Genomic DNA, 26,019 nt, shown 5'->3' on the forward strand with positions numbered 1-26,019 from the left:
ATAGCTCAATTTTATACTAAAATAAGAATTCGTTTAAAAGTTGATACTAAACTTCAATAAAATGTTCTAAACATCAAAAAAGAAATTCTAAAAATTAACTCACCAATTGTCTTGCAGAAGTATCTTTAAAATAAATTTCGAATTTTGCTCCTGCTGTATTACTCTGCTTCACACTACCGTGTAATTGTTTTACTAGTCTATTTACCAATCGTAAGCCTAAACTTTTGGCCTTTTTAACATCAAAATTTTTCTCTAATCCTGGTCCATTATCTTCGATAACTAACTTATAGTTGTCTTCTGTAGCTTTCTCAATGGAAATAGATAAACTATTGTCTTTACCTTTGTTAAAAGCGTATTTGTAAGAATTTGTTATAATTTCATTAATTATTAAACCTAAAGGAATTGCAGTATCTACATCAAATTTTATGTTTTGAGATTTTATAGAAGTATCTACTTTATTTGTTGAAGAATACATAGAAGAAAGCTCTTTAATTAATAGTTTGATATACTCATCGAAATCGATTAATCCAGATTCATTTTGATATAACTTTTGATGAATTAGCGCCATAGACTTCACTCTATTTTTACCTTCATTAGCTAATTCTAATGCTTTCTCGTCTTCGATTCCTTTGGTTTGTAATTCTAATAAGCTCGATACAATTTGAAAATTGTTTTTTACTCTATGATGTACTTCTTTTACCAAAAGTTCTTTTTCTTTTAATGATTCTTCGATAATTTTGTTTTTCTCAGAAAGTTGTTTAGATTGCTTTTTTATTTTTCTTAAAACCAGTAAAGTAATTATAAAAAGTATAAAAGCTAATAGGGCAATTATACCATATAAAGCAGTTTTCTCTTTTTCGTGGGTTATTTCTTTTTCTTTCTCTTTTACGGCTTGTTCTGTTTTATAATTTGCCAAAGATTTAGACAAATCTTGTGAGTATATTTTTTGAGTAATCTGTATTGCTTCGTCTTTATATCTTAGAGCCAAATCAGAAAATCCATGCTTTGCAAGTGCTGCAGAGCTCTCATTTATTACTTGAAAAAAATCGTTAGGATTTAAATTTTTTCCTAACTTCATAAATTTAGATGTTAATTCAGGAACAGTTTCTACATTAAATTTTTTGAGAATATCTTCTTTTATTGTTGATTTCTTATCTAAACGTGACACAATTTTTGCGTACAAGGAATAAGTGTGGATTTTTGTAGCTGGATTCGTATAAAGAATATTAATTAAATGTATTACTCTCTCATTATTACCTCCTTTGTAAGCATATGCATCAATTAAATTTTCAATAATACTGTAATAGTAGTTAGAATGTCTAGGCAACTCTTTTTCAAGTGCTAGACTTTTTTCAGAAACCTCTATATATTCTTGAAGCTTGCCTTCAATGATTAGAAAATCTGTAAGGTGATATAAGAATATAATTTGCAATTCTTTATCATTAAGTTTTTTTGCAATATCTAAACTTTCTGCAATTACTTCTTTACCTTTTTTTACATTTTTCTCAATTTGAAACATTACAATAGGATGAGTCCTAATTTTAGTTTTTATTTTTAAAACCTCAGGTTTATTATCTTCAAATTGATTTATATATTTTTCTAAATCTTTTTGAATTGCTGATGCTTCATCCAAACCAACCTCATCTCTTAATTTAGAAACTTGAGTCCATTTTATTTCTGCATAGTCTAAATTGATGTTTTTATCTTTAGGCTCTTTTATTTCTGAATTAATAAAATCTGAAATCTTTTTATACTTTACAGATTGGCGATTTCCTAATTTTGCAATAAAAGAGTAATACTCTTTATAAGAAAGGTTTTCTTTTTTAATAAATTTATTCAATGTATTCTTGTATGAAACCTCAATTATTGAGTCTAAGTAATAACTCGCAGAATCCAATTTCTTTTCTAGGATAAACTCTTCAACTAGATTAGAATATTTTTTTTTAGATGAATTTTGCCCGTAGCTATTTACTACAAGAAAACACACGAGAGTAAGTAAATATAATCTCATTCTTGATAATTTGTTAGAATATAAAACTACATAAATATTCTTAAGAAAAACAGCATAATAAATAAAAAAAGAAAAACGCTTAAACATATTATGTTTAAGCGTTTTAAAAATTTTAAAAAAGAAATGCTTATTAAGCCTCAAACGGGGTAATAGATACATAAGATCTGTTATCCTTTTTCTTTCTAAACTCAACAATTCCATCAACTTTTGCATGTAAAGTATGATCTTTACCCATGTAAACGTTTTCTCCTGGATTGTGAGTAGTTCCTCTTTGACGAACAATAATATTACCTGCAATAGCAGCTTGCCCTCCAAATATTTTTACTCCAAGTCGTTTCGATTCTGATTCTCTACCATTTTTCGAACTACCTACTCCTTTTTTATGTGCCATGATACTATGGTTTTAAAATTGAAATTTTTTATTTAGTTAAAGCTTCAATTAATTCTGCTTTCTTTAAAGAAGTATATCCTTTGATACCTGCTTCTTTAGCAGCAGCTTTTAATTCTGCAACAGTCATAGAACTATAATCTGTTGTAGTTGCTTCTTTTACCTCAGCTTTAGGAGCAGCTTCCTTTTTTGGAGCAGCTTCTTTTTTTGCTGATTTCTTTGCACCAGATGCAGCTATAGATTCGATTTGAATCTCACTTAAAGCTTGTCTGTGTCCATTTTTCTTTCTGTAACCTTTTCTTCTTTTCTTTTTAAAGACGATTACTTTATCACCTTGTAAGTGATTTAGAATTTTTGCCGTTACTGCGGCTCCTTCTATAGCTGGGGCGCCAATAGTTACATTACCTTTGTCTTCAGTTAAAAGAACGTTATCAAAAGTTACTTTTGATCCTTCTTCTCCTTGTAAACGGTGTACGTATACTTTTTGGTCTTTTGCTACTTTAAACTGCTGCCCTGCTATCTCTACGATTGCGTACATACTATTTGTTTTGCGTATTTATACTTATTAATACACTTTCTTACTGAAAATGCGGATGCAAATATACATACTTTTTTAGTATCTAACAATATTGTTCTCACAAAATAATTATTGAAAAAATCAAGCTAATAAATACAAAACTAATACATTATCTCTTTTTATTGACTAAATACACTCCAATCAAAATAACAGCTCCAGCTAATAATTGAATTAAACTTAATTTTTCATCATCTAATATCCCCCAAAAAACTGCAACAATAGGGATTAAGTAGGTAACTGATGATGCAAATATTGGAGATGCTAAATGCACCATCTTATTATAAAATATCTTAGCGATTCCTGTGCCAAATACCGCTAAAATTGAAATGTAACCAAGAGATGTAAATCTAGTTGGGGTAAATTCTAGGGAATTGAAAAAACCAGTAAAAAATAGTACAATAAAAGCGGGTATGACCAATAGCAAAAAATTTCCTGCTACTATACTTAACGCGTTTAAATCGTATAAATATTTCTTAACAATATTAACGTTTAATGCATATCCAATTGATGCTATCACTACCAAAATTGAAAACCAATAATTTTGATTAGGGTTTAAATCTGCTCCTTTTAAAATTAAGATTACTGTTCCAACTAAGCCAATAACAATTCCAATAAATTGCCTCTTTTTAAATGTAAATCCAAATGCTAAAGCTCCTATAATAAAAGTATTGAAAGGTGTTAGAGAATTTAGAATTGAGGCTATAGAACTATCTATTCCATTTACAGCATAAGCAAATAAAAAAACCGGAAAGAAAGTACCTAACAATGCAGTTGATACGATATGCTTATAATGTTTTTTTTGTATTTTTTTTAAACTTTTAAATCCTATCAACAATAAAAAAAGTCCTGCAATTAATATTCTCAAAGCTCCCATTTGAATTGGAGTTAAACCTATTAATGCTTTTTTCATCAAGATAAAAGAACTCCCCCAAACTACTGAAAGTACACTGAGATATAGCCACTTTTTTTGTTGATTATTCATATTTGAAGTTTAATATTCACAAAAGTCCGACTATTCTTTAATAATCAGGTCTTATATTCATAAATTTGTACAATCTTTTAATAATTAAACCTAATACCGTTTTTAAATGGTTATAAATATCAAATAGTATGAAAACTAAAAATTTATTATTCTCATTAGCAGTTGCTTGTTTTGTTTTAGTAGGATGCAAAAACGAAGCTAAAAAAGAAACTTTGCCGGTAAAGAAAGAAAATGTTTCTTTGGCAATTTCGGGTATGACTTGTGAAATTGGTTGTGCAAAAACAATTCAATCTAAATTATCTAAAAAAGAAGGTGTTTTAGACGCTAAAGTTATTTTTAAAGATAGTATTGCTAATATTGAATTTGATGCAAACACTACTTCTAAAAAAGATTTAATAGCTTTTGTAGATGGAATTGCAGGCGGAGAACTATATAAAGCTTCTGTAAATTCAGGAAAAGAAACTCATTCTTGTTCTGATGCTTGCAAAGAAAAATGTGAACTTAAAACTTCTGAAAAAAAGGATTGTAGAAAAGACTGTAAAATGTCTTGTTGTACAGACAAAAAAAGTTAACACTAATTTTAATCAAAAAAAAAGCAGGCTTTAAGCCTGCTTTTCTTATTTTTAATAATTTATCTATTATAGATTACAAACCTGCGTTAATCCAAGTCCATCCAGAAATATCAATTGCTGTAGCACTTTTTCCTGAGTTTAAAGTATATTTACTTGTTTCTCCAGATATTAAAGTAGCATTTGCATCACTTCCATCAATTTTAACATTAGATATTGCTCCGCCATCTTTCATATCTAAATCTACTGTATAACCAGATAAATTCAAGTTAGTAATAGAACCTCCAGATTGTTTTTTGAACTGTAACGCAGTTCCACCAACTGTAGATTTTAATGTTAAGTTGTTAAACTTAGGATTCTTATTATCCTTATCACCTTCAAAACCAGTTGAGAAACCAGAAACTGTATGTGAAATGTAAGTATTTGTTAAAGTACCATTCCATCCTTCTGTCCAGTCCACAGAATCATCTTCGTTATTTTCTAAATAAATATTTGTAGCAGAAACTGTACCTCCAAAGAATTCGACACCATCATCAGCACCATTAATTACTGAGATATTTTCAATTGTAGTTCCTGAACCTACTGCATAAAAAGAAATTCCATTATATTGAGAATCTGCATTAATTTGAGCTCCAGTTCCTTTAATAACTAAGTATTTAATTGAACCTGAGTTATCGTCATCTTTATTTCCTCCATAGATGAACCCACCTACTTCAGCTTGTGCGTCAATACCAGCAGTTGTAGTAGCATCACCACAGATTGTTAACCCTCCCCAATCTCCAGCTTTTTCAGCAGGAGAAGAAATTACTACTGGATTTACAGCTGTGCCCTGAATATCTATCTTACCTCCTTTTAATACAGCAATGTAAACGCCAGTTCCACCATTTCTCGCTTCAATTTTTGTTCCAGCAGGAATTACCAATTCTCCACCAGATTGAACAATATAAGAAGAGTTTAATTTGTATTTTACAGAAGCATCAAGAGTTACTTTACCAGAAACTGTACCTTGTAAAATCGATGTTGATATAGATACGCTTGAATTTACCCATGCAAAACTAGAAGCTTGCACAGTAGCTGGGTTTGTATAGCTTAATGCTGGGTTAGCTGCTACACCATCAATAATTACATTGGTTAGTGCACCACCATCTTTCATATCAATTGAAGTATCATATCCTGTTAATGATAAACCAGTGATAGTAGCCCCAGATTGTTTTTTAAATTGCAAAGCGGTACCACCAACAGTAGAAACTGCAGTTACATTATTGAATTTAGGGTTTTTATTGTCTTTGTCACCTTCAAAAGCAGTTGAAAATCCAGAAATAGTATGTGAAATATGAGTATTATCTACTGTACCACTCCACCCCTCAGTCCAATCTATAGAATCATCTTCACAATTTTCTAAGTATAAATTAGTTGCAGAAACAGTTCCTCCAAAAAATTCTATGCCATCATCAGAACCATTAATTACAGCTACATTGTTTATAGTTGTACCAGAACCTACTGCATATAAAGAAACTCCATTGTATTGAGAATCTGCATTAATTTGTGCTCCCGTTCCTTTAATTACTAAGTAATTGATTGATCCAGAATTGTCAGCATCATTAGTTCCTCCATAAATAAAACCACCTACTTCTGCTTGTGCATCAACACCAGCTGTAGTTGTTGCTTCACCACAAATTGTTAAACCTCCCCAATCTCCAGGATTCCCTGAGGCAGAAGACATAAATACTGGAGCAGATGATGTACCTTGAATATCTATTTTACCTCCTTTTAAAACCGCAATGTAAACACTTGTTCCGCCGTTTAAAGCTTGTATTCTAGTTCCAGCAGGAATAGTTAATGTTGCTCCAGATTCTACTATAAACGACCCATTTAAATTGTATACTGTATTAGAATTTAAAGTAAAGCTTTCATTTAAATTCCCGTTCATTACCCCAGCGGCAAGATTTTGTAAAACCTCAGATTTTGGTTCTTCTATGATGATTCCTGGCTCATCACTACCACAATTTGTTAGTGTTAAAGTAGCTAAAGAAAATGCTACAATATTTAAAATTTTAAAAACTGATTTTTTCATTATTAAGTTTAATATGGTTATTAATTTTATGCAAAGAACCTAACATAGTATTTAATATTCTTTATCTAAATATTAATAGTATGTTAGGTTTTTTAAGGTTTTTCCTATTTTGTTAAGGAATCGTTAAGCGTTAAAAAGTATAGTTAACACTTAAAGTAAACTGACTTCCTTTTTTATACGAGAGCACAGTTTCATTAGTTTCAATATTAGTAACTAAACTTCTTACCAATTGAGTTTGTCTAATCTCTGGGTTGATAATATTTCTTCCTACTAATTTTATTTTTAACTTTTCTGAAAGTTGTTTACTTAAAACTAAATCTAAAGTTACAAATCCTTTTTCTATAATTTCATCATTATATAAAACTGCACTATTATTAAAATCTTCTGGAGATCCTAAAGCAAATATTTTATCTGAAGAATAATTACCCGTTAGTGTTGCAACAAATTCTTTTTCTTTATGGTTGCTATAACTTAGTGCTCCATTGACAATAAAATCGGAAGCTCCTTGTAAGCTAGAAGTTGTAACATTTTTGTATTGAAAATCTTTTAATAAATCTTGCTCTAACCACATTTTGGTAACATTACCTGTAAAGTTTAAGATTCCTTTATCATCTTCATTCTTAATGACATCTGTTCTTGCTTCTAATTCAAAACCTAAAACAGTTCCTTTATCTCCTGTATTTGCATAATAGAAATATCCTGATGAACCTCTAGTTTGTGCTAAATTTATTGGATTTATAATTTCTTTATAAAAACCTGTTGCAGAGAATAGTTGACCACTTTCTGGAAACATTTCCCATTTTAAATCAAAATTATAAATTTCTGATCTTTCTAAATCTGGATTACCTCTTGTAACACGACCTGTTGGAGATACATACTCAAATGGAGATAATTCTTTAAACTCAGGCAAAGTTTGTGTTACACTAGATGCTAAACGTAAAAATTGATTTTCAGCAACTTCATATTTTAAATTTACACTTGGATATAAGCTCTCATAATTTCTCTTAAGGGTTCCTAATCTTGGACGCCCATTATTAGCAAAATCAATATAATTGGCAACATCCCAAATTGCATTTATTTCATTTTTCTCAAAACGTAAACCTAAATTTCCAGATAATTTATTGCCTAAATCAAAGTCGAAATCTACAAAACCTGCCATAATCGTTAAATCTGCTTCAAATCGATCTGCTGGTGATGTTCTTAAAATCAATCCATTATTAAATCCGGTTGACGTAAAAGTTGATGATAAATCATCTATAGAAGGTGCTGTAAAATCTTTTGCTTTTACTCCAACAAATAAAGATTTAAAAGTTCTTTCTTTATATCTAAAGTTGGCACCATAATGTAATGCATAAGGTTTGTTATCATCTTCATTTGTAGCCCCTAAGTCTAGTGTATTCTTAACAAAGGCATTGTATTCTGTATCTTGAATTTTTTGACTTGTTTTTCTTTGTTGAAAATCTCCTACGTGAGCATATTGTATTGTCGGTGCCGTAGTAATATCTAAAATATTAACCTCATTTCTTATTCTATTTGGTTCTTCTGCTAAAACAAAGTTATAGCCAGCTGCCCAATTTAAAGTATTGTTTTCACTCCAATTATGTTTACCCATAATCTGATTTACAAACATTGTAGTTTGTTTAAAGTTTTGATCTCTAACAAAAGCTCCATCTTCTTGCGGGTCTTGGTCAAATACATAACCAAATCCTTTTCTACCTTGTTCGTATAGATTGTCTTCAGATCTATTTACAAACAATGTATTGTATTTGATTTCATTATTATCATTCAACTTTATTTTTACATTTACGTATCCAGTTGTATTTGTATTTGTAATAAAGTTCTCTACATCATTTTCATTAGGGTCTACGCCTTTATTTATATTGATTGGTCTAGTAATATCTGGAAAAGCTTTATCCAAAACATTTGATCTAAACGCTCTAAAAACTCCTTCTTGATACTGAAAAGATCTTGAGTGAGCTCCTGTAGCAAAAATAGAAACATCTTTTCCAAAAAGCTCAAATTTCTTTCCAATAGAAAATGAACCACTATAATTTACTGGAGTAGATTGCGTTTCTGTATCCCAACCTTGATATGTAATTAGGTTTTGTAAGGCATATTTCTTTTGATGAAATCCAAGAGTTGCATCATTACTAACTATAGTTCTTCTAAAACTATCCATAACCCCTAAAACGTTAGAATTTGATCCTCCAGAAATAGAAATAGAGTATTGATTTTTTGTAAATTCCTTAGAGTTTACATCGACATTTCCAGAACCTTGGTCTGCATAACTTTCTGTAGAATATGTTTTACTAATTCCAACGTTTTTAATCACGTTAGTAGAAAATAAATTTAAATTAATGTTCTTATTATCTACATTATCAGAAGGTATTGGTAGACCATTCATCGTTGTAGATAAATACCTATCCCCTAAACCTCTAATGTATATGTTACCAGTTCCCTCACTTCTTGTTACACCAGATATTTTAGTAGTTGCATTTGCTGCATTAGAAACACCTATTTTACTTAATCTTTGTGCTCCAATACTTTCTTTAATTACTACAGATTTCTTTTGTTCTAAAAGTAATGCAGTTTCTTTTTCTTTACTTGATGATGATTTTACCACAATTTCATCTAAAGAAACACCTTCTTCAGCAGACATTACTTGGTTTATAGTAATTGTTTCACCTGCCTTGATTGTAAAAGTTTTCTCAATAGTTTTATATCCTAAAAAACTAAATTGTAGTATATGTGTACCTTCAGGAACATTTATAGAATATTTCCCATCAAAATCTGTTGTTGCTCCAATCGTTGTTCCTTTAATAAGAACATTTGCAAAAGGAAGAGGGTCGTTATTCGTTTCTTTATCTGTTAACAAACCTTTTAATGTACCTTTACTTTGAGCAATAACAAATTGACTTAAAGCTAGAAAAGTAATAAATAAAAATTTTTTCATTTTAGTGTTTAATTTACTGCCGCAAAAGTCTGTCTGTTTTGTAAATTCTGTGTTAGTTGTAAATTATGATTACATTAGAGAAACATTAAATAAAGGTTAAATCGAAAAGAATTCTTAACAGTTTTTTAATTTAGAGAAAACATTAATTTTAAATAACGACATCATATTTGCACTACATCTTTTAAGATTTAGTCATCATAAAATTATTAGTTTTTGTCAACTAGTTTATTATGACAAGCTGCTTTTGATCAAGGCAGCTTTTTTTTATTATAATAATATTACATTAACATTAACTTAACATAGTTGTTGGTTATTTGCAGCGACAAAAACTAATAATTATGAAATTAAAATCATTACTTATAACTTTAAGTATGGTCGTTTTTATGAGTATTAATGCTCAAGAAACAAATACTCCAAAATTTGGAAAAGGTTTATTTAACTTAATAGGGAAAGACAGTACTTGGACAATGAAAGTTGGTCTAAGATTTCAAACACTTGCAACTGCAGGTTGGGATGTAAACAATGGGCTTTCAAATCCTTCTAGTAATATGTTAATAAGAAGGTCTCGTTTAAAATTTGATGGTTGGGCTTTTTCACCAAAATTAAAATACAAACTAGAGTTAGGTTTATCAAATAGAGATGAATCTGGTGGGTCTTATTTTACACACAATTCTCCTAGACATATTTTAGATGCCGTTTTAAAATGGAATTTTTCTGGTAATTGGGTAATATGGATTGGACAAACTAAACTTCCTGGAAATAGAGAACGTGTTATTTCTTCTGGAGATTTACAAATGGTAGATCGTTCTTTATTAAATAGTAGATTTACTATCGATCGTGATATTGGTGTACAATTAAGACACAAGTTTAAACTCTCTGATAATTTTTTAGTAAAACATATTTATGCAATTTCACAAGGTGAAGGTAGAAATATTACTAGAGGAAATGTTGGTGGACATCAATACACAGCAAGAATAGAATTATTCCCTTTTGGTGATTTTTCTGGAAAAGGAGATTATAAAGGAAGTGATTTAAAATTTGAGGAAAACCCAAAATTATCACTTGCATTTAATTATGACTATAATAATAACGCTTCTAAAACAAGAAGTAACCAAGGTTCTTACATGTTTATCAATGGAACGTCTGCAGGTTCTAGCGCTGAGTTTTACACAACCAATATTTCTACATTTTATATAGATGCAATGTATAAACATAAAGGATTTTCTTTTATGGCAGAATATGCAAGTAGAGATGCTGCTGATCCTTTTGCAAAAAACTCTGATGGTTCTTTAACTGGTGATGAAGTGCAAGTTGGTAATGGTTTAAATTTACAAACAGGTTATTTACTTTCTAAAACCGTTGAAGTTTCAGCACGTTATACTAATATTTCTTTAGATAAAAGTATTACAGGTAAAGGAGCCGAAAATCAATATACTTTAGGTTTATCTAAATATATAGTCGGTCATAAATTAAAAGTACAGACAGATGTAAGCTACACTGACATTGGTTTTAAAACCAATCAATTATTATATAGATTTCAAGTAGATATTCATTTTTAATATATATTAATATAACACAAAGGTAACATTAACGTATTTTTATGTTTGTAAATTTGCAAAACTAAATTTTAACTAAATTATGGATAATATTTATTTACTCATATTAATTGCCATTACAGTATTAGCTGTAGCGGATATTATTGTAGGCGTTAGTAATGATGCTATTAACTTTTTAAACTCTGCAATTGGTTCTAAAGCTCTTTCTTTAAGGACAATTATGATTGTAGCTAGTTTAGGTATTTTTATTGGTGCTGTGTTTTCTAGCGGAATGATGGAGGTTGCTAGAAAAGGAATTTTTGTTCCTGCTCAATTTGAGTTTGGTGAAATTATGCTAATTTTTATGGCTGTAATGATAACAGATATATTATTATTAGACTTTTTCAATACACTTGGTCTACCTACATCAACTACAGTTTCTATTGTTTTTAACTTATTAGGAGCTGCCGTAGTGATGTCTTTAATAAAGATTAGCCACTCAGATTCTGAAACTATTGCAGATTTAGCTTCTTATATCAATACCGCTAAGGCTATAGAGATTATTTCAGGTATTTTATTATCCGTAGTTATTGCCTTTTCAGTGGGAGCAATTGTACAATGGGTATCTAGACTTATATTTACTTTTAACTATGAGAAAAATGTAAAAACCTTTGGGGTTATTTTTGGAGGTGTAGCTTTAACTGCTATTACATACTTTATCTTTCTTAAAGGATTAAAAGGAACTCCATATTATAAAAATTTAAAAAGTCTTTTAGAAGGGAACGAAATTTTTATTATTGCTGGTAGTTTTCTTTTCTGGACATTGTTTTCTTACATATTTGAGAAAACAACTAAAAAAACCGTTTTATTAGTTGTTATAGCTATTGGAACTTTTGGATTAGCATTAGCTTTTTCAGGGAATGATTTAGTAAACTTTATTGGTGTTCCTATGGCTGCTTATCATTCTTATGAAGCTTGGGTTGCAGGTGGAATGGATACCACAATGTCTATGGCTGTTTTAGAGAAAAAAGTACCAGCTGAACCTTTTTTACTATTTATTGCAGGTACTATTATGGTGTTGACTTTATGGTTTTCTAAAAAAGCAAAAACTGTAGCTGAAACCGAAATAAGTCTTTCTCGTCAAGGTGAAACTCATGAAAAATTCGAACCAAATTTAATTTCTAGATCTATCGTTAAAGGTACATCTCAATTATCTGCTTACTTTTCCGCAATTATACCTTCTTCAATTTCGAAAAAAATTGAAAAGAGTTTTGAAAAACCAAATTATACAATGACAAAGTCACAAAGTATTAATGCACCTGCATTTGATATGATTCGTGCTTCTGTAAATTTAATGGTTGCTGGTGTTTTAATAGCAATTGCAACCTCAATGAAACTACCTTTATCTACAACTTATGTAACGTTTATGGTAGCAATGGGTACTTCTTTAGCAGATAGAGCTTGGGGTAGGGAGAGTGCTGTTTATAGAGTTGCAGGTGTCTTAAATGTTATTGGTGGATGGTTTGGAACCGCAATTGGAGCATTTATGGCTGCTGGTATTGTAGTCTTCCTTATCAATTTTAACCCAAGCGTTATTATACCAATATTACTTCTATTAACTTCTATTTTATTATATAGAAACTATAAATCTCATAAAATAAAATCAACAAAAATAGAAGATGAAGATAGTTTAAGTGAAGCTGAAAGTAGCTCTGTACAAGGTGTTATTCTTGAGAGCGCTAGTAATATTGCTAAAGTTGTTAAACGTACTAATAGAATCTATTCTAATTCTATTGTTGGTTTAGCAAAAGAAGATATCTCACTACTAAAAAAGAGTAAAAATCAAGTAGTAAAACTTACTAATGAAATCGATGATTTAAGAGATAACATTACATATTTCATTAAAAATCTTGATGCATCTAGTTTAAATGCAAGTGGGTTTTATATTAATATACTTGGACATTTGCAAGATATGTCTCAGTCGTTAGAGTATATTTCTAAGATAAGTTATAAACATATTAATAACAATCACAAAAAATTAAAATCAAGTCAAATTAATGAACTTAAAGTTATTGATGACAAATTAGAGCTTTTATTTAGTGATATAGAAAATGCTTTTAAATCTGAATCGTTTGAAAAAATTGGAGCTATCTTAAATGAAAAGAAAGAAGTTTTTGACTTATTAAATATTAAAATCGAAAAACAAATTGATCGTACTCGTAGCGAAGAATCAAGTCCAAAAAATACTACTTTACACTTTGGTATTCTCCTGGAAACAAAAGATTTGCTTGATGCTACAATGAATCTTTTAGAAGAGTATCATAATTCTTTTGACGGTTCAATTGAACCTGCAACAATAAATGTTTCTGATGATAAATAATATTAAAATATCTTAAAAAAAGCCATGAATTAAATTCATGGCTTTTTTTTTAATCTTTAAAACCAATACCCTAAATTAAACAGCCAAAAACTCTGTTTTATATCAGGAGACCAACTATATTTTATTTCTAATGGCCCTATAAAAGAATTGTAACTATACCCAATTGCATACCCAGATTTTACATCTTTAAAAAGATCTATATCTCTAAAAACATTCCCCTCTATTCGAGCATAATTAGCAATAAAACTGGTGTAATGCTTCTCTGCAAATCGATATCTAAAATTAAACTCAGATTTTACAAAAGACTTGCCAGAAAGCTCACCGAAATCATAACCATAAAGAGAAATAAAGGTGTTAATATAGTTTTGGTTATATCCACCAAGGTAAAAATCGAATACTTCAGATGCCGTATCTGTTAATGTAAAACCCGCTTCATTTGTTAGTTTAAACGTTAATTTATCCCAAAAAGTAGTTGCAAAACCCAACGTACCTTTGGCTTGAGCGAAACTTTTAAAATTATTATTGTAATCTGAAGAAGCTAGATACCATTTAAAATTCAAATCGGCAAAATACCCTTTAGTTTCAAAGTATTTTTTATCATAAGTATCTAATTTTACATACCCGAATACATTATAATAATTACTATCATCGAAAGTAGTTTCTACATTATTCGTTAGAACTGTTTCTGTGGTTGCATCTATATATTTTTGTTCTAACCCACCACCTAGAGCAAATTTTCTATTAAATGTGGTTTGAAAAAATATTTGATTTGTAAAATCTGTATATTTTAAATTGATACTACTTATAGGGGGGTACTGAGAAATAATTGGTTTAAATTTAGAATTGGCTCTAAAATGATTGTATCTCGACCTAAATCCATAACTAATGTAAAATCCATTATCAACAAAATAGTTAAGATTATACCTTAAGTTATCACCTAAAATTAAGCCTAACGAAAACAAATCATTATTTACTAATAAATGTTTTTGATTATAGTTGGCCAAAACACTCGATTTATATAATAAATCGTAATGCACACCTAATTTTAAGTTTGCATAATCTTCATTTTCTTTTACTACAAAATCTAGTTTGTAATTTTTATTGTCTTTTTTTACCAAAGAATACTCTATTCTATCATAATTTTTTGTGGCAGAAAGTAAATAAATTCTTTTAGAAATTTCTTTTCTAGTTAAACTATCTCCAGGTCTAATTTTTAATTTTCCTAGAACATATGCTCTTGTATAGTATTTAGAGCCTGTAGTACCTATCTCAGAAATCTTATATTTTTTGTTATCAGGTTCAATTTTTAATATTTTCTTTTTATGCTTTTGTTTGTCTGCTAATTCTTTAAAAACTTTTCTATATTTAACACCTGCTTCAATTCCTTTTTGCAGAATACCTTGTTTTTTATCAAAATCTACAACATTATATTTAAAAACATCTGGATGAATATAAATATCTAGTTTCTTTTTTTCTTCGTCACTTTTATGATACATTTGATAACTAATAATCTGATTCATAATAGAAATAACAGAGTTTAATTTTTCTTTTTCAAACAACCTTCCTTCTACATCAACACCAATTATTATATCTACCCCTTTAGATTTCATAACTCCTACAGGAAAATTATTTGCAATACCTCCATCTACTAACATTTTGTTATTTAGTAAAACAGGATTTAATAAAGTAGGAAAAGAACCACTTGCTCTTAAAGCTAAAGGTAGAGAACCTTTTTCTAATAACACTTGCCCGCCTGTTTCTACATCTGTAGCAATACAATAAAACGGGATAGGTAATTTAGAAAAATCTTTAATTTTATTATATTGATCTAACAACTCAAGCAATAAATTCAATACATTTTGCCCCTTAGAAACTCCTTTGGGCAACCCAATTGTACCATTTTTTACTGGTAATGTAATTGCTGTTTTTTCTCCATATTCTTTCTCAAAAAAAGGTTCTGAGTTTCTGGGCAATCTATCTCTTAAAATAGAGATAAAGTCATTTTTAAGTATAATTTCTTCTATTTGATTAGCAGAATAACCAGCTGCATATAAGCCGCCAACTATAGCCCCCATACTAGTACCACCTATGTAATCTAATTGAATACCTGCTCTATCAATTTCTTTAAGAATACCAACGTGAGCAAACCCTTTAGCACCACCTCCACTTAAAACCAATCCAATTTTTGGTTGTTTTTCTTGACTAAAAAAAACAACTGAAGAGAGTAAATAGAGTGTTACTAAAAACTTTTTCATTCTTTTTTTTGAGGATGATAATATTGATACACTTTTATAGCTCTAGAATTACCGATAACCTCCTTTAAATCTTTAAAAGAAGCTTCTTTAACTCTTTTTGCCGATTTAAATTTACGTAATAAAGTTGTAATTGTTTGTTTACCAATATCTGGAATTTGTTCTAACTCGCTTTGAATAGCACTTTTACTTCTTTTGTTTCTATGAAATGTAATTCCAAATCGATGTGCTTCATTTCTTAAATACTGAGTTATCTTTAAAGTTTCAGATTTTTTATCTAAATATAAAGGTATTGGATCGTCCGGATAGTAAATTTCTTCCAAACGTTTTGCAATTCCTATTATCGCAATTTTTCCTCTTAAACCTAAAATATCTAAACTTTTTAAAGCTGATGATAATTGTCCTTTTCCTCCATCAATTATTATTAATTGTGGTAAAGACTCTCCTTCAGCAAGCAAGCGCTTATATCTTCTGTATACCACCTCTTCCATAGAAGCAAAATCATCTGGACCAACAACAGTTTTGATATTATAATGCCTGTATTCTTTTTTACTAGGTTTTCCATCTCTAAAAACCACACAGGCTGCCACAGGATTTGTACCTTGAATATTAGAATTATCAAAACACTCAATATGCCTTGGTTCTTCTTTTAAACGCAAATCTTTTTTCATTTGCGTCATTATTCTTTTTACATGTCTATCCGGATCAACAATTTTAATCTGTTTAAATTGCTCTTGTCTATAGTATTTTGCATTTCTTTCTGATAGTTCTACAATCCGTTTTTTATCTCCTAACTTTGGAATAGTAACTTTTATACTTTCACCCAAATCTACTTTAAAAGGAACATAAATTTCTGGTGATTGAGAATTAAAACGTTGTCTAATTTCTACAATAAATAACTCTAACAATTCTTTATCTATCTCTTCTAATTTTTTCTTAATTTCTGTGGTATGAGATTGAATAATTGAACCGTTTGAAATCTTTAAAAAATTAACATATCCATGAGTTTCATCAGAAATAATAGAGAATACATCTACATTATTTATTGATGGATTTATAATTGTTGATTTTGATTGATAGTTGCTTAATAAATCGAGTTTTTCCTTTATTTTTTGAGCTTCTTCAAACTCCATTTTCTCAGCAAAATTCAACATCATTTTTTGAAATCTTTCTAGACTCTCTTTAAAATTTCCTTTGATGATATTTCTAATTTCCTTGATAGAGTTATTGTAATTTACTTCTGTTTCTAAAGCTTCACAAGCTCCTTTACAATTCTTTAAATGATATTCTAAGCAAACTTTATATTTACGTTCATTGATATTTTTTTGACTCAAATCGTAATTACAAGTCCGTAAAGGATAGAGTTCCTTTATCAAATCTAGTAATACTTTTACTGTTCTTACAGAAGTATAAGGTCCAAAATACTCTGACCCATCTTTAATGACTCTTCGTGTCATAAAAATTCTAGGAAAACGTTCTTTTTTTATACAAATCCAAGGGTAACTTTTATCGTCTTTTAATAAAACGTTATAGCGTGGTTTGTATTTTTTTATCAGATTATTTTCTAATAATAAAGCATCAGTTTCAGTATTAACAACTATATGTTTAATCTTTGCAATCTTCTTTACTAAAACTTTTGTTTTTCCATTTTCATGATTTTTTGTAAAATAAGAAGCAACTCTTTTTTTTAAGTTTTTAGCTTTACCTACATAGATAATTTTGTCATTCTTATCAAAATATTGATAAACTCCTGGAGAATTTGGTAATGTTTTTAATTGTATTTCTAGACTAGATGACATCTAACGAAAATACAATTAAAAACATTATCTAAAGGAAAACACCTATTTTAATAAATTAAGATTTAAGTAAAAACCCCTGTTTTTAGATAATTTTATTGCTATTAATACTCCAGTTAATCTATTTTCTATATTTTTAGAGTCTAACCAAACTTAAATATTAACAAAAATTTACTAAAACATTATGGGAGAACCAAGCAAAGGGCCAAAACCTAATAAAAGAAATACAATTAGTTTAAAAACAGCAAAAAAATGGGCTAAAGAATGGAGAGATGATGAAGCTTCTTACAACAAATATTTTGAGTGTAGAGCTTTCAACATTCCTAAAAAAGATTTGATTGAAGTTTTACAAGAAGATGGAGTGGAAAGCGTAAGAGCATACATAGGTGTAGAAAAGTTAAAAATTGAAGGAGAAAATGTTTTTATTGAAAAACTTATGATTGTTGGTGTTGATAAAAATGGAAAAGATATGTTAACATTATCTTCTGAAGATGCAGATGTACTAGACCCAGAAGGGGGAGGTATTTATGATTTTACAGATCCATGTCCAGAAGTATGTGATCCTAAGAGCCCTTTAAATGATTAATATTTGGATAGATCAATTATTTATATAGGATATTTTATTCTTTTTATAAATACAATTTTATATTTTAAAAGCTATCGAAAAAATTCGGTAGTTTTTAAAATAATATTCTATTACTTGTGTTTATGCTTAGTTATTCAACTTTACTCAACTTATTTATCGCACTTGAAGGAAAGAAATTTATATCTTTCTCATTTTTATTTTATTGGTCAATTTATCCTTTTAAGTAGTTTTTATGCTAAAGTCTTAAAAGGAAAAAAGCTAATTTCATTCATAAAAAACATCTTAATCTTAGTCATTATTTTATTAATCGGGTATTACAGTCTTTATCCCAAAGATTATTTTAAGTGGAATGTTTTTGAAATATCCATAACATCGGTACCTCTATTAGTTTATAGTTTTCTGTTTTTTACCCAAAGAATAGAAATTAAAACAAGTCGTTCTTTTATTTATTTTAATTCTGGTTTTTTTGTTTATCTACTATCCAGTACATTACTATTTACGTTAGGCAATATTGGTTTAGGAAATTTAGAATTAAGACCCATTAAACTATTTGTTTGGAAAGTGAATAGTATTCTTTACATAATATATCAAATCTTAGTGTTTCTAGAATGGTATAAAAATTTTAGAAAGAAAGAATCATCAGAATTGAAATCAAGTATAAATACCTGATTTTTAAATCAAGTAAAAATTTTACTTCACAAATACTTACCTTTATTTAAAAATATTTTTTCTTAACTTCGTGGTTACTTTAAATAGCCAAACCCCTAATGGAAGAAATATTTTCTAATGAAAATCAAGTGATACAAGTTGTTCTTATTGGTGTTTTAATGCTTCTTTTAATGGGTTCTGCATTGTTGATTTTTTTCTTTTTATCAAGAAAAAAAATAGTAGAAAAAGAATTGGAAAAGAAATCATTAGAGATTACCCATCAAAGAGAAATGATATCATCGATAATTGTTACACAAGAAAAGGAACGCAAACGAATTGCGCAAGATTTACATGATGATATTAGTTCTAAGCTAAACGTAATTAATTTAAATGCTAATCTTTTAAAGGATGGTGAGTTAAAACCAGAAGAATACCTTTTAGTAAATGACACTATACTAGAAGCAACAGACAAAACTTTAGAAAGTGCTCGTAAAATTGCACATAACTTATTACCTCCAATCTTAGACAAATTTGGATTAAAAGATGCTTTAGAAGAATTAGCAGACTCTTTTAATAATAGTAGAAAAATTAAAATTGAATACATCTTAAATTATCCTAAAGATTTTTTATCATCTCAAAGTGAGTTGCATATGTTTAGAATAGTACAAGAGCTCATTAATAATTCTATAAGGCATGGTAAAGCCAAAAACAGTTCTATAAATATTGAAATTATAAATAAGAATTTACGGTTTACTTATATAGATAATGGTAAAGGATTTAATCAAAATAACTTAGACCATCAAAAAGGTTTAGGAATGAAAAATATTGAAAGTAGGGTATCACTTTTAAATGGAAACTATCAAATAAAAAGTCAAAAAGACAAAGGTTTTAAAATAATAATCACCATCATAAACCCCTCTTAGTATGAAAACAATTAATATTGCCATTGCAGATGACGAGCAGTTATTTAGAAAAGGAATTCGCTTTTTATTAGAAAGAGAAGCTAACTTTAATGTAATTTTTGAGGCCGGAAACGGACAAGAATTAATTGATTTTATAACCTCTACAAATGAATTTCCTGATGTAATTCTCATGGATTTAAAAATGCCAGAAGTAAATGGTGTTGAAGCCACAAAAATTATTCATAAAACTCATCCTGATATTAAAATAATTGCATTAACCAGTTACGATGGAAAGTCTTTTATCACTAATATGATTGATGTTGGTGCATCATCCTACTTATTAAAAAATACAAGCCCCAAAATGGTAATTCATACTGTTAATGAGGTATTCGAAAAGGGTTTCTATTATGATGAAAAAGTCTTAAAAATTATTCATGAAAACATCATTTCCTCTAGTGGAAAAAGAATAAAAAGCGATTTAGACAAAAAACTTCTTTCTAAAAGAGAAATTGATGTATTGGAATTAATTTGCGAACAATATACTACTGTAGAAATAGCAGATAAACTTTTTATTAGTCCAAGAACAGTAGAAGGTCATAGAAATAACTTATTATTAAAAACCCAATCTAAAAATGTAGCTGGTTTGGTTATTTACGGTATCCAAAAAAAATTAATAGAAATTACTCCAGATTTCAACCTATAACAACTAATTGTTACTTCCTTTGGGTATAAATACTTGTACAACTCGTATTTATACCCTTTTTAATTTTTAAGAATTTGCGCTCTATAATAGCTTTATTATTGATTGTACATTTGAATATGTTTAACCAATAAAAAAATATATATTATGGATGAGTACATAGGAATCGTTAAGATTTTTGCAGGAAACTTTGCACCAAGAAATTGGGCATTTTGTCATGGTCAATTATTAGCTATAAACCAAAACACGGCTTTATTTTCAATTTTAGGAACAACTTATGGTGGAGATGGTAGAACCACTTTTGGTTTGCCAGATTTACGTGGGAGAGCTCCTATAGGAGCAGGGAACGGCCCAGGAATAACACCTATACGCCAAGGTCAAATGCTAGGAAATGATTTTACAACTTTATCTACTAATAACTTACCTCCTCACAATCATATTATATCTGTAAGTGAGACTGCAGGGACAATAGATATACCTGTTAACAATGAAGATGGAAGCGCAGATGAAGCTAACCCCGCCGCTGGGATATTAGCTAATACTGGAGCAGATAACTATTCTAGTGAAGCTAGTCCAGGTCAGAAATATGGTGGACAAAGTATTCCTGTTAATGTTTCTGCTACAGCAACAGCTTCTATGACTGGATCCGGAAATTCTTTTAGCAATATTCAACCTTCATTAGGTATTAATTACATTATCTGCTTACAAGGTTTATTCCCACCAAGAAGTTAAAAAAGTAAAATATACTTTATTTTAAAAACAGGTAATTATACCTGTTTTTTTTATACGCATATTGTATAATTTTGAGAATAAAATAAAAAATTATGAAAAAAACTACTTTTTTAAAAAAATGTACTTTAGCTACATGCTTCTTCTTATTTGTTTTTCAAATAAATTTTTCCCAAAACAACAACGGCACTATAGATGCTATGGGAGATATTGCAATAATTGCGATGAATAAAATTGTTACACCATCTCAATCTGATTATGCTTTTGTTTTGCTTGATGATTGTTTGGCTGGAACAAAAATATTTTTTGATGATGATGATTGGACTGGTGCTGCTTTTAGCTCTCCTACTGGAGAAGGGGTAAGTGAGTGGACTAATAATACAGGTAAAACTTTAGGTGCAGGAACTGTAATACAAGTCAACTTTGCAAATAATAATGGCACTACAGGTATTGCAAATATTGGGCAAGTAAATGAAATAGATTCAGGTTTTAATTTAGCTGCTGGTGACCAATTATACGCGTACATTGGTGCAAAAAGAGCGCCTACCGTTTTTTTAGCTTTTTGGGGAGAAACAAGTGCTATTAACGGAACTGAAACTGCAGTTTTAACGGGTACTAAACTTTCTAACGGTGGTTCTGACTTAACAGATGGTATTACTGCTAGAGTAACATCTAGTTTAGGTTTTTATAATGGTTCTACAGATTGTAATGGTACACTTGTTAACTGTGCAACTATGATAAACAATGCAGCATCAATTACTACAGGTACTTTTACATGGCCAACAGGGGTTAAAACGGCATTTAAAGGAAGTGCCTTACCAAACAAGTTTTTTGGTACTACCAATACTAATTGGGCAACTGCTAGTAACTGGGGTTATGAAACTGTACCAATTGCATCAGACCATATTAGAATACCTAATGTTACAAATAAACCCATTATTAGTTCTAGTACAGGAGCTGTAGCAAATAATTTAACCATAGATGCAAGTTCATCTTTAACAGTTAATAGTGGAGGCTCTATAATAATAGATGGTTCAGCAACAGTAAATGGAGAATTTATATATAAAGTTAGTGTAGCTGATACAAATTGGCATTTAATTTCTTCTCCGGTTGTTAATGAACAATATGATGATACTTGGAATGATGCTAATGGAATTAACACCAGTGGTGCAGGTAATAATGAGGCTGTTGCCACATATATTAATACAAGTGATGCTGATGGAGATTGGGTTTATTATCAAAATAATGCAGGTGCAACAACATTTGGTTCTGGAACTGGATATTCTATGAAAAGAACTGGTGCTGGAGATTATACTTTTGCAGGTACTTTTCCTCCTTATCCAGTAAATAAAAATATTTCTGCAAATGATATTGGTGGAGCTAATGAAAACAGATGGACTCTAATTGGTAATCCTAGTCCTGCTCACATCAATATTGCTACTTTTTTATCTGTAAATGCAACACCTCTAACAAATACTCATGAAAATGTGTATGTTTGGAATGCAACTACTAGTGCTTATGTTCCATTGGCTACTGGCCAAATTCACCCTGGACAAGGATTCTTTGTAAATTCTAATGCACTATCTACTTCTGTTACATTTACAAAAGTTATGCAAAGTGATCAAAATGGAGTTACTTTCTATAAATCTTCAAACCCTAAAATCACTTTATCTTTGAATGATGGCAAAAATACTAAGAATACAGAAATAAACTATTTGGAAGGTAAAACAACAGGCTTAGACCCAAGGTTTGACGTTGGTACTTTTACAGGGCAATCTACTAGTTTTAATATATATACACATTTACTAAGTGATAGTGAAGGTATAGATTTTATGAAACAAGCTTTACCTAACAACAATTACCATAATATGGTTGTGCCTATAGGAGTTAATGCCAATGCAGGTAAAGAAATTACTTTTTCAATAGACGCAGATAATTTTGCAACTAATATGAAAGTATTTTTAGAAGATAGAGAAACGAATACTTTTACTCGTTTAGATGAAGCCAACAGTAACTATAAAATTACTTTGGCTAATGCTCAAAACGGAATAGGAAGATTTTATTTACATACTACAGAAAGTTCTTTAAGTATTGATAAAAATGAATCTTTAGAAAACGTGAGTGTTTATAAATTAAACAATACTACTTTAAGAATTACAGGTTTAAATCAAGAAAAAGCAGAAGTTTCTATTTTTAATATTTTAGGAAAACAAGTATTAAAAACTTCTTTTACCTCTAATGGTGTTAAAGATTTTGCGCTTCTTAATTTATCGAAAGGTGTTTATCTAGTTAAGATTCAGTGGGATTCTGGAAAGCTGAACAAGAAAATAGTTTTAGAATAATAACGAGATTTTAAAAGACATACATCATGGCAAAAGACACAAAAAACACTCAAGACATTACTCGTAAAGAAGCAATTAAAAAGATTGGAAATTATGGTAAATATGCAGCATTAACTGCTTTAGGAACTTACCTCATACTAAATCCTCAAAAAGCACAAGCTGCCAGTCCTGAAGATCCTGGAGCTGGTTTTGATTAAGAATAAAAAAAGGAAGTTAAATTTATTATTAACTTCCTTTTTTTTATTCTTTTAAACTGTGAAGAAAATCTGAATTGGTTTTATCTACAACTTGCCAATTATAAATTACCGAAAGTTGATATATTTTAGATATTTCCTCAAAGAATCGAGTTTTTGCTTTCTTTTTTAAATCAGTAAGCGCAATTGTTTTTCTAATTTTATCAATACTATTTTGATTGATTTTATTTAGCTCCTCTTTAGAAAAAGTGTTAAAATTACTCTGTTGCAAATCATAATATTTTACTTTTGGAGAAATCACAATTTCTTCTTCAGGAATTTTATTTATAATAATTTTTTTATGCAAAGAATCTATCTGGATTTCTAATTTTGATAAATCATAACCAATTTCTACTTCTGCATTTACTGTTACTATGGCTCTTTTATCAAAAGAAATATAATCGTAAAAATATTTTTTAGAATCTGAATAATTATAAATTTCAGAAAAGCTTCCTCTGGAAACAATCAGTTTACTCATTTTTTTTATGGAGTTTACTACGACTTGTATTTCTTCTTTTTTATGATTCTTCTCTTTTTTACAAAAAAAAGTTTTGGCAATAAAAAAGCCAATAAAAAAAACGAAAAGATATTTAAGAAAGCGACTCATAATAAAACTTTCTTTAAAGATACTAAAAGATTATTCTTCGATTACTTTTTCTTCTTTAGGAAAAGCTTGTTTGTTAAAAAGAAAAAGGATAACAACTCCGACAGTAATAAAAGCATCTGCTGGATTAAAAATATACTGAAAGAAAGTATAAAATTCTCCCCCTATAAAAGGAATCCATTCTGGAAGTGTACCTTTCCATAAAGGAAAATAAAACATATCTACCACCTTACCAAAAAACAACTTTCCGTTGGTTGTTTCTGGAAAAAGAGTAGCTACACTGTGTTTTGGGTGATTAAAAATAACACCATAAAAAACAGAGTCAATAATATTACCAACAGCTCCTGAAAAAATTAAAGATATTGCAACAATGACGGCATTGTGTACTTTCCTTTTTATATTCTGAGATAACCAATATACAAGTGCGGTTACTGCTACTAATCTAAATAACGTTAAAAACAATTTACCTCCTTTTCCACCAAATTCAAAACCCATTGCCATACCATTGTTTTCGGTAAAATGAATTCTAAACCAATCGAAAATAACAACTTCTTCGCCTAATACAAAATGAGTTTTTACATATATTTTAATAACTTGATCTAAAATAATCGCTATTAAAATAGTGAATATGGCAAGGTTTTTTTTTGACATTGTTTTTTATTTATACACACAAAAATAGTAATATTATTATGTTTTTTTGGTAGTTAAGAAAATATTAGCTTTAATGCTTTTTATGTAGAGATCTGTTCTCTTTTTTTTAGAAATTCTTTGATATTTTTTTTTATATGAAATACCATCAACTTCAATTTTTCCAAGATTAGAAGTTACATCAATATTACTATTTATAACTCCATAAACATTACCTGAATAGAGTTTTATAAGTGTATTTGCTTGTATCTTATTAAGTTTTATAATTCCGTTTTCAATATATATCGCTAAATTATTCTTTAAATTTTTTGATTCAATATCAACGTTTTCTCCATAAATATACACTTCTTTTCCAACAGGTATTTTTACAACAACATTAGCTCTTTGTAATCTTTTTGTGATAAATTTTCTAAAAATCACCTCTCTAGTTTCATACCCTTCAAAAGAAAACTTTATATCTAGATTCTTATTATTATCTAAAATTTTAATCAATTGTTCATCGTAGTTTTCGGCATATAAAAACACCTCTACAAAATTAGATTCTGATTTTTCTAAAATAATATCATCTAACCCAATAGTATAAATATTAATTTTAATTGCAGAAGTTTCTAACTTCTTTGTAACTTTTTTTTGAGAAAAAACAAACGTAGTTGAAAAAAACAGCAATAAATATAAGATGATTCTCATAAAAAAAAAGCTTCTTAAAAAAGAAGCTTCTAATAATTTTAATAGTTATTGTTTCCTTTTGGCCTCAATACTTAAAGTCGCATGAGGAACCAATCTTAAACGTTCTTTCTGAATTAATTTACCTGTAACTCTACAAACACCATAAGTTCCGTTTTCAATTCGTAATAAGGCATTCTTTAAATCTCTAATAAACTTTTCTTGACGAATAGCTAATTGTACATTTTTTTCTTTGTTCATTACTTCAGAACCTTCATCAAAAGATTTAAAAGATGATAAAGTATCATCTGTACCATTATCTGCATCATTTTTATATGCTGCTTTTAACAATGCTAAGTCTTCTTGAGCTCTAGCTATTTTTTTGTTGATGATTTCTTTAAACTCTTGTAAGTCTTCTCCTGTATATTTTACTTTAATATCTGACAT

The 26,019-nt window shown here is 29.1% G+C and carries 21 protein-coding genes; 9 read left to right on the forward strand and 12 right to left on the reverse strand.

Annotation, left to right across the window (positions count from 1 at the left end; all coding sequences use genetic code 11):
- Nucleotides 1-94 precede the first annotated feature (94 nt).
- The 4 genes from DIS07_RS04395 to DIS07_RS04410 form a co-directional block, all read right to left on the reverse strand.
- Nucleotides 95-2,011 carry a sensor histidine kinase gene (locus DIS07_RS04395; protein ID WP_181374530.1) on the reverse strand — a complete coding sequence of 639 codons (1,917 nt, stop codon included), beginning with the start codon at nt 2,009-2,011 and terminating at the stop codon, nt 95-97.
- Nucleotides 2,012-2,141: 130 nt separating this feature from the next.
- A complete protein-coding gene (gene rpmA, locus DIS07_RS04400) occupies nt 2,142-2,402 on the reverse strand; it encodes a 50S ribosomal protein L27 (protein ID WP_109404024.1) in 261 nt (86 codons plus the stop codon).
- A 28-nt stretch (nt 2,403-2,430) separates the two neighbouring features.
- A complete protein-coding gene (gene rplU, locus DIS07_RS04405) occupies nt 2,431-2,937 on the reverse strand; it encodes a 50S ribosomal protein L21 (protein WP_109404025.1) in 507 nt (168 codons plus the stop codon).
- 148 nt (nt 2,938-3,085) lie between these two features.
- Nucleotides 3,086-3,958: a DMT family transporter gene (locus DIS07_RS04410; RefSeq protein ID WP_109404026.1), complete on the reverse strand. Its 873-nt coding sequence runs from the start codon at nt 3,956-3,958 to the stop codon at nt 3,086-3,088.
- A gap of 128 nt (nt 3,959-4,086) precedes the next feature.
- On the opposite strand from DIS07_RS04410, the gene DIS07_RS04415 reads away from it, so the two are divergent.
- Complete coding sequence (locus DIS07_RS04415; RefSeq protein ID WP_109404027.1) at nt 4,087-4,530, forward strand: cation transporter; 444 nt, start codon at nt 4,087-4,089, stop codon at nt 4,528-4,530.
- A gap of 73 nt (nt 4,531-4,603) precedes the next feature.
- Here DIS07_RS04415 and DIS07_RS04420 read toward each other — a convergent pair whose 3' ends face one another.
- Together DIS07_RS04420 and DIS07_RS04425 are read right to left on the reverse strand one after the other, a co-directional pair.
- Nucleotides 4,604-6,601, reverse strand: a complete 1,998-nt coding sequence (locus tag DIS07_RS04420) for a hypothetical protein (protein ID WP_109404028.1) — start codon at nt 6,599-6,601, stop codon at nt 4,604-4,606.
- Between the two features lie 130 nt (nt 6,602-6,731).
- Nucleotides 6,732-9,554: a TonB-dependent receptor gene (locus DIS07_RS04425; RefSeq protein ID WP_109404029.1), complete on the reverse strand. Its 2,823-nt coding sequence runs from the start codon at nt 9,552-9,554 to the stop codon at nt 6,732-6,734.
- A 338-nt stretch (nt 9,555-9,892) separates the two neighbouring features.
- Here DIS07_RS04425 and DIS07_RS04430 point away from each other — a divergent pair, with 338 nt between their 5' ends.
- Complete coding sequence (locus tag DIS07_RS04430) at nt 9,893-11,113, forward strand: porin (RefSeq protein WP_109404030.1); 1,221 nt, start codon at nt 9,893-9,895, stop codon at nt 11,111-11,113.
- Nucleotides 11,114-11,192: 79 nt separating this feature from the next.
- Nucleotides 11,193-13,469 carry an inorganic phosphate transporter gene (locus DIS07_RS04435; protein ID WP_109404031.1) on the forward strand — a complete coding sequence of 759 codons (2,277 nt, stop codon included), beginning with the start codon at nt 11,193-11,195 and terminating at the stop codon, nt 13,467-13,469.
- Nucleotides 13,470-13,525: 56 nt separating this feature from the next.
- Here the strand turns inward: DIS07_RS04435 and DIS07_RS04440 are convergent, their stop codons facing one another.
- Both DIS07_RS04440 and uvrC read right to left on the reverse strand, forming a co-directional pair.
- Nucleotides 13,526-15,724 carry a patatin-like phospholipase family protein gene (locus tag DIS07_RS04440; protein WP_109404032.1) on the reverse strand — a complete coding sequence of 733 codons (2,199 nt, stop codon included), beginning with the start codon at nt 15,722-15,724 and terminating at the stop codon, nt 13,526-13,528.
- Nucleotides 15,721-17,520 carry an excinuclease ABC subunit UvrC gene (gene uvrC, locus DIS07_RS04445; protein ID WP_109404033.1) on the reverse strand — a complete coding sequence of 600 codons (1,800 nt, stop codon included), beginning with the start codon at nt 17,518-17,520 and terminating at the stop codon, nt 15,721-15,723. The genes DIS07_RS04440 and uvrC overlap by 4 nt, the downstream gene beginning before the upstream one ends.
- A gap of 181 nt (nt 17,521-17,701) precedes the next feature.
- Here uvrC and DIS07_RS04450 point away from each other — a divergent pair, with 181 nt between their 5' ends.
- From DIS07_RS04450 to DIS07_RS15040, 6 genes are all read left to right on the forward strand, one after another.
- The gene (locus DIS07_RS04450; protein ID WP_109404034.1) at nt 17,702-18,103 is read left to right on the forward strand and encodes a hypothetical protein; all 402 of its coding nucleotides are present in this window, start codon (nt 17,702-17,704) and stop codon (nt 18,101-18,103) included.
- Nucleotides 18,104-18,870: 767 nt separating this feature from the next.
- Nucleotides 18,871-19,674 carry a sensor histidine kinase gene (locus DIS07_RS04460; RefSeq protein ID WP_109404036.1) on the forward strand — a complete coding sequence of 268 codons (804 nt, stop codon included), beginning with the start codon at nt 18,871-18,873 and terminating at the stop codon, nt 19,672-19,674.
- A gap of 1 nt (nt 19,675) precedes the next feature.
- Nucleotides 19,676-20,356 (forward strand): response regulator transcription factor, encoded by a 681-nt coding sequence (locus tag DIS07_RS04465; RefSeq protein WP_109404037.1) that lies wholly within the window; start codon nt 19,676-19,678, stop codon nt 20,354-20,356.
- A gap of 144 nt (nt 20,357-20,500) precedes the next feature.
- The gene (locus DIS07_RS04470; protein WP_109404038.1) at nt 20,501-21,085 is read left to right on the forward strand and encodes a phage tail protein; all 585 of its coding nucleotides are present in this window, start codon (nt 20,501-20,503) and stop codon (nt 21,083-21,085) included.
- Nucleotides 21,086-21,177: 92 nt separating this feature from the next.
- Nucleotides 21,178-23,424, forward strand: a complete 2,247-nt coding sequence (locus tag DIS07_RS04475; protein ID WP_109404039.1) for a T9SS type A sorting domain-containing protein — start codon at nt 21,178-21,180, stop codon at nt 23,422-23,424.
- Between the two features lie 26 nt (nt 23,425-23,450).
- Nucleotides 23,451-23,621, forward strand: coding sequence for a hypothetical protein (locus DIS07_RS15040; RefSeq protein WP_181374531.1), 171 nt, complete (start codon nt 23,451-23,453; stop codon nt 23,619-23,621).
- Between the two features lie 43 nt (nt 23,622-23,664).
- Here the strand turns inward: DIS07_RS15040 and DIS07_RS04480 are convergent, their stop codons facing one another.
- From DIS07_RS04480 to DIS07_RS04495, 4 genes are all read right to left on the reverse strand, one after another.
- Nucleotides 23,665-24,135, reverse strand: a complete 471-nt coding sequence (locus DIS07_RS04480) for a DUF4230 domain-containing protein (RefSeq protein ID WP_181374532.1) — start codon at nt 24,133-24,135, stop codon at nt 23,665-23,667.
- Nucleotides 24,136-24,294: 159 nt separating this feature from the next.
- Complete coding sequence (locus DIS07_RS04485; RefSeq protein ID WP_109404041.1) at nt 24,295-24,912, reverse strand: lipoprotein signal peptidase; 618 nt, start codon at nt 24,910-24,912, stop codon at nt 24,295-24,297.
- A gap of 36 nt (nt 24,913-24,948) precedes the next feature.
- Entirely contained in the window at nt 24,949-25,596 is a 648-nt protein-coding gene (locus tag DIS07_RS04490; protein WP_109404042.1) for a hypothetical protein, read from the reverse strand.
- 45 nt (nt 25,597-25,641) lie between these two features.
- Nucleotides 25,642-26,019, reverse strand: coding sequence for a TraR/DksA family transcriptional regulator (locus tag DIS07_RS04495; protein ID WP_109404043.1), 378 nt, complete (start codon nt 26,017-26,019; stop codon nt 25,642-25,644).

The sequence above is a fragment of the Polaribacter aquimarinus genome (assembly GCF_003129485.1).
GTDB classification, from domain to species: Bacteria; Bacteroidota; Bacteroidia; order Flavobacteriales; family Flavobacteriaceae; genus Polaribacter; species Polaribacter aquimarinus.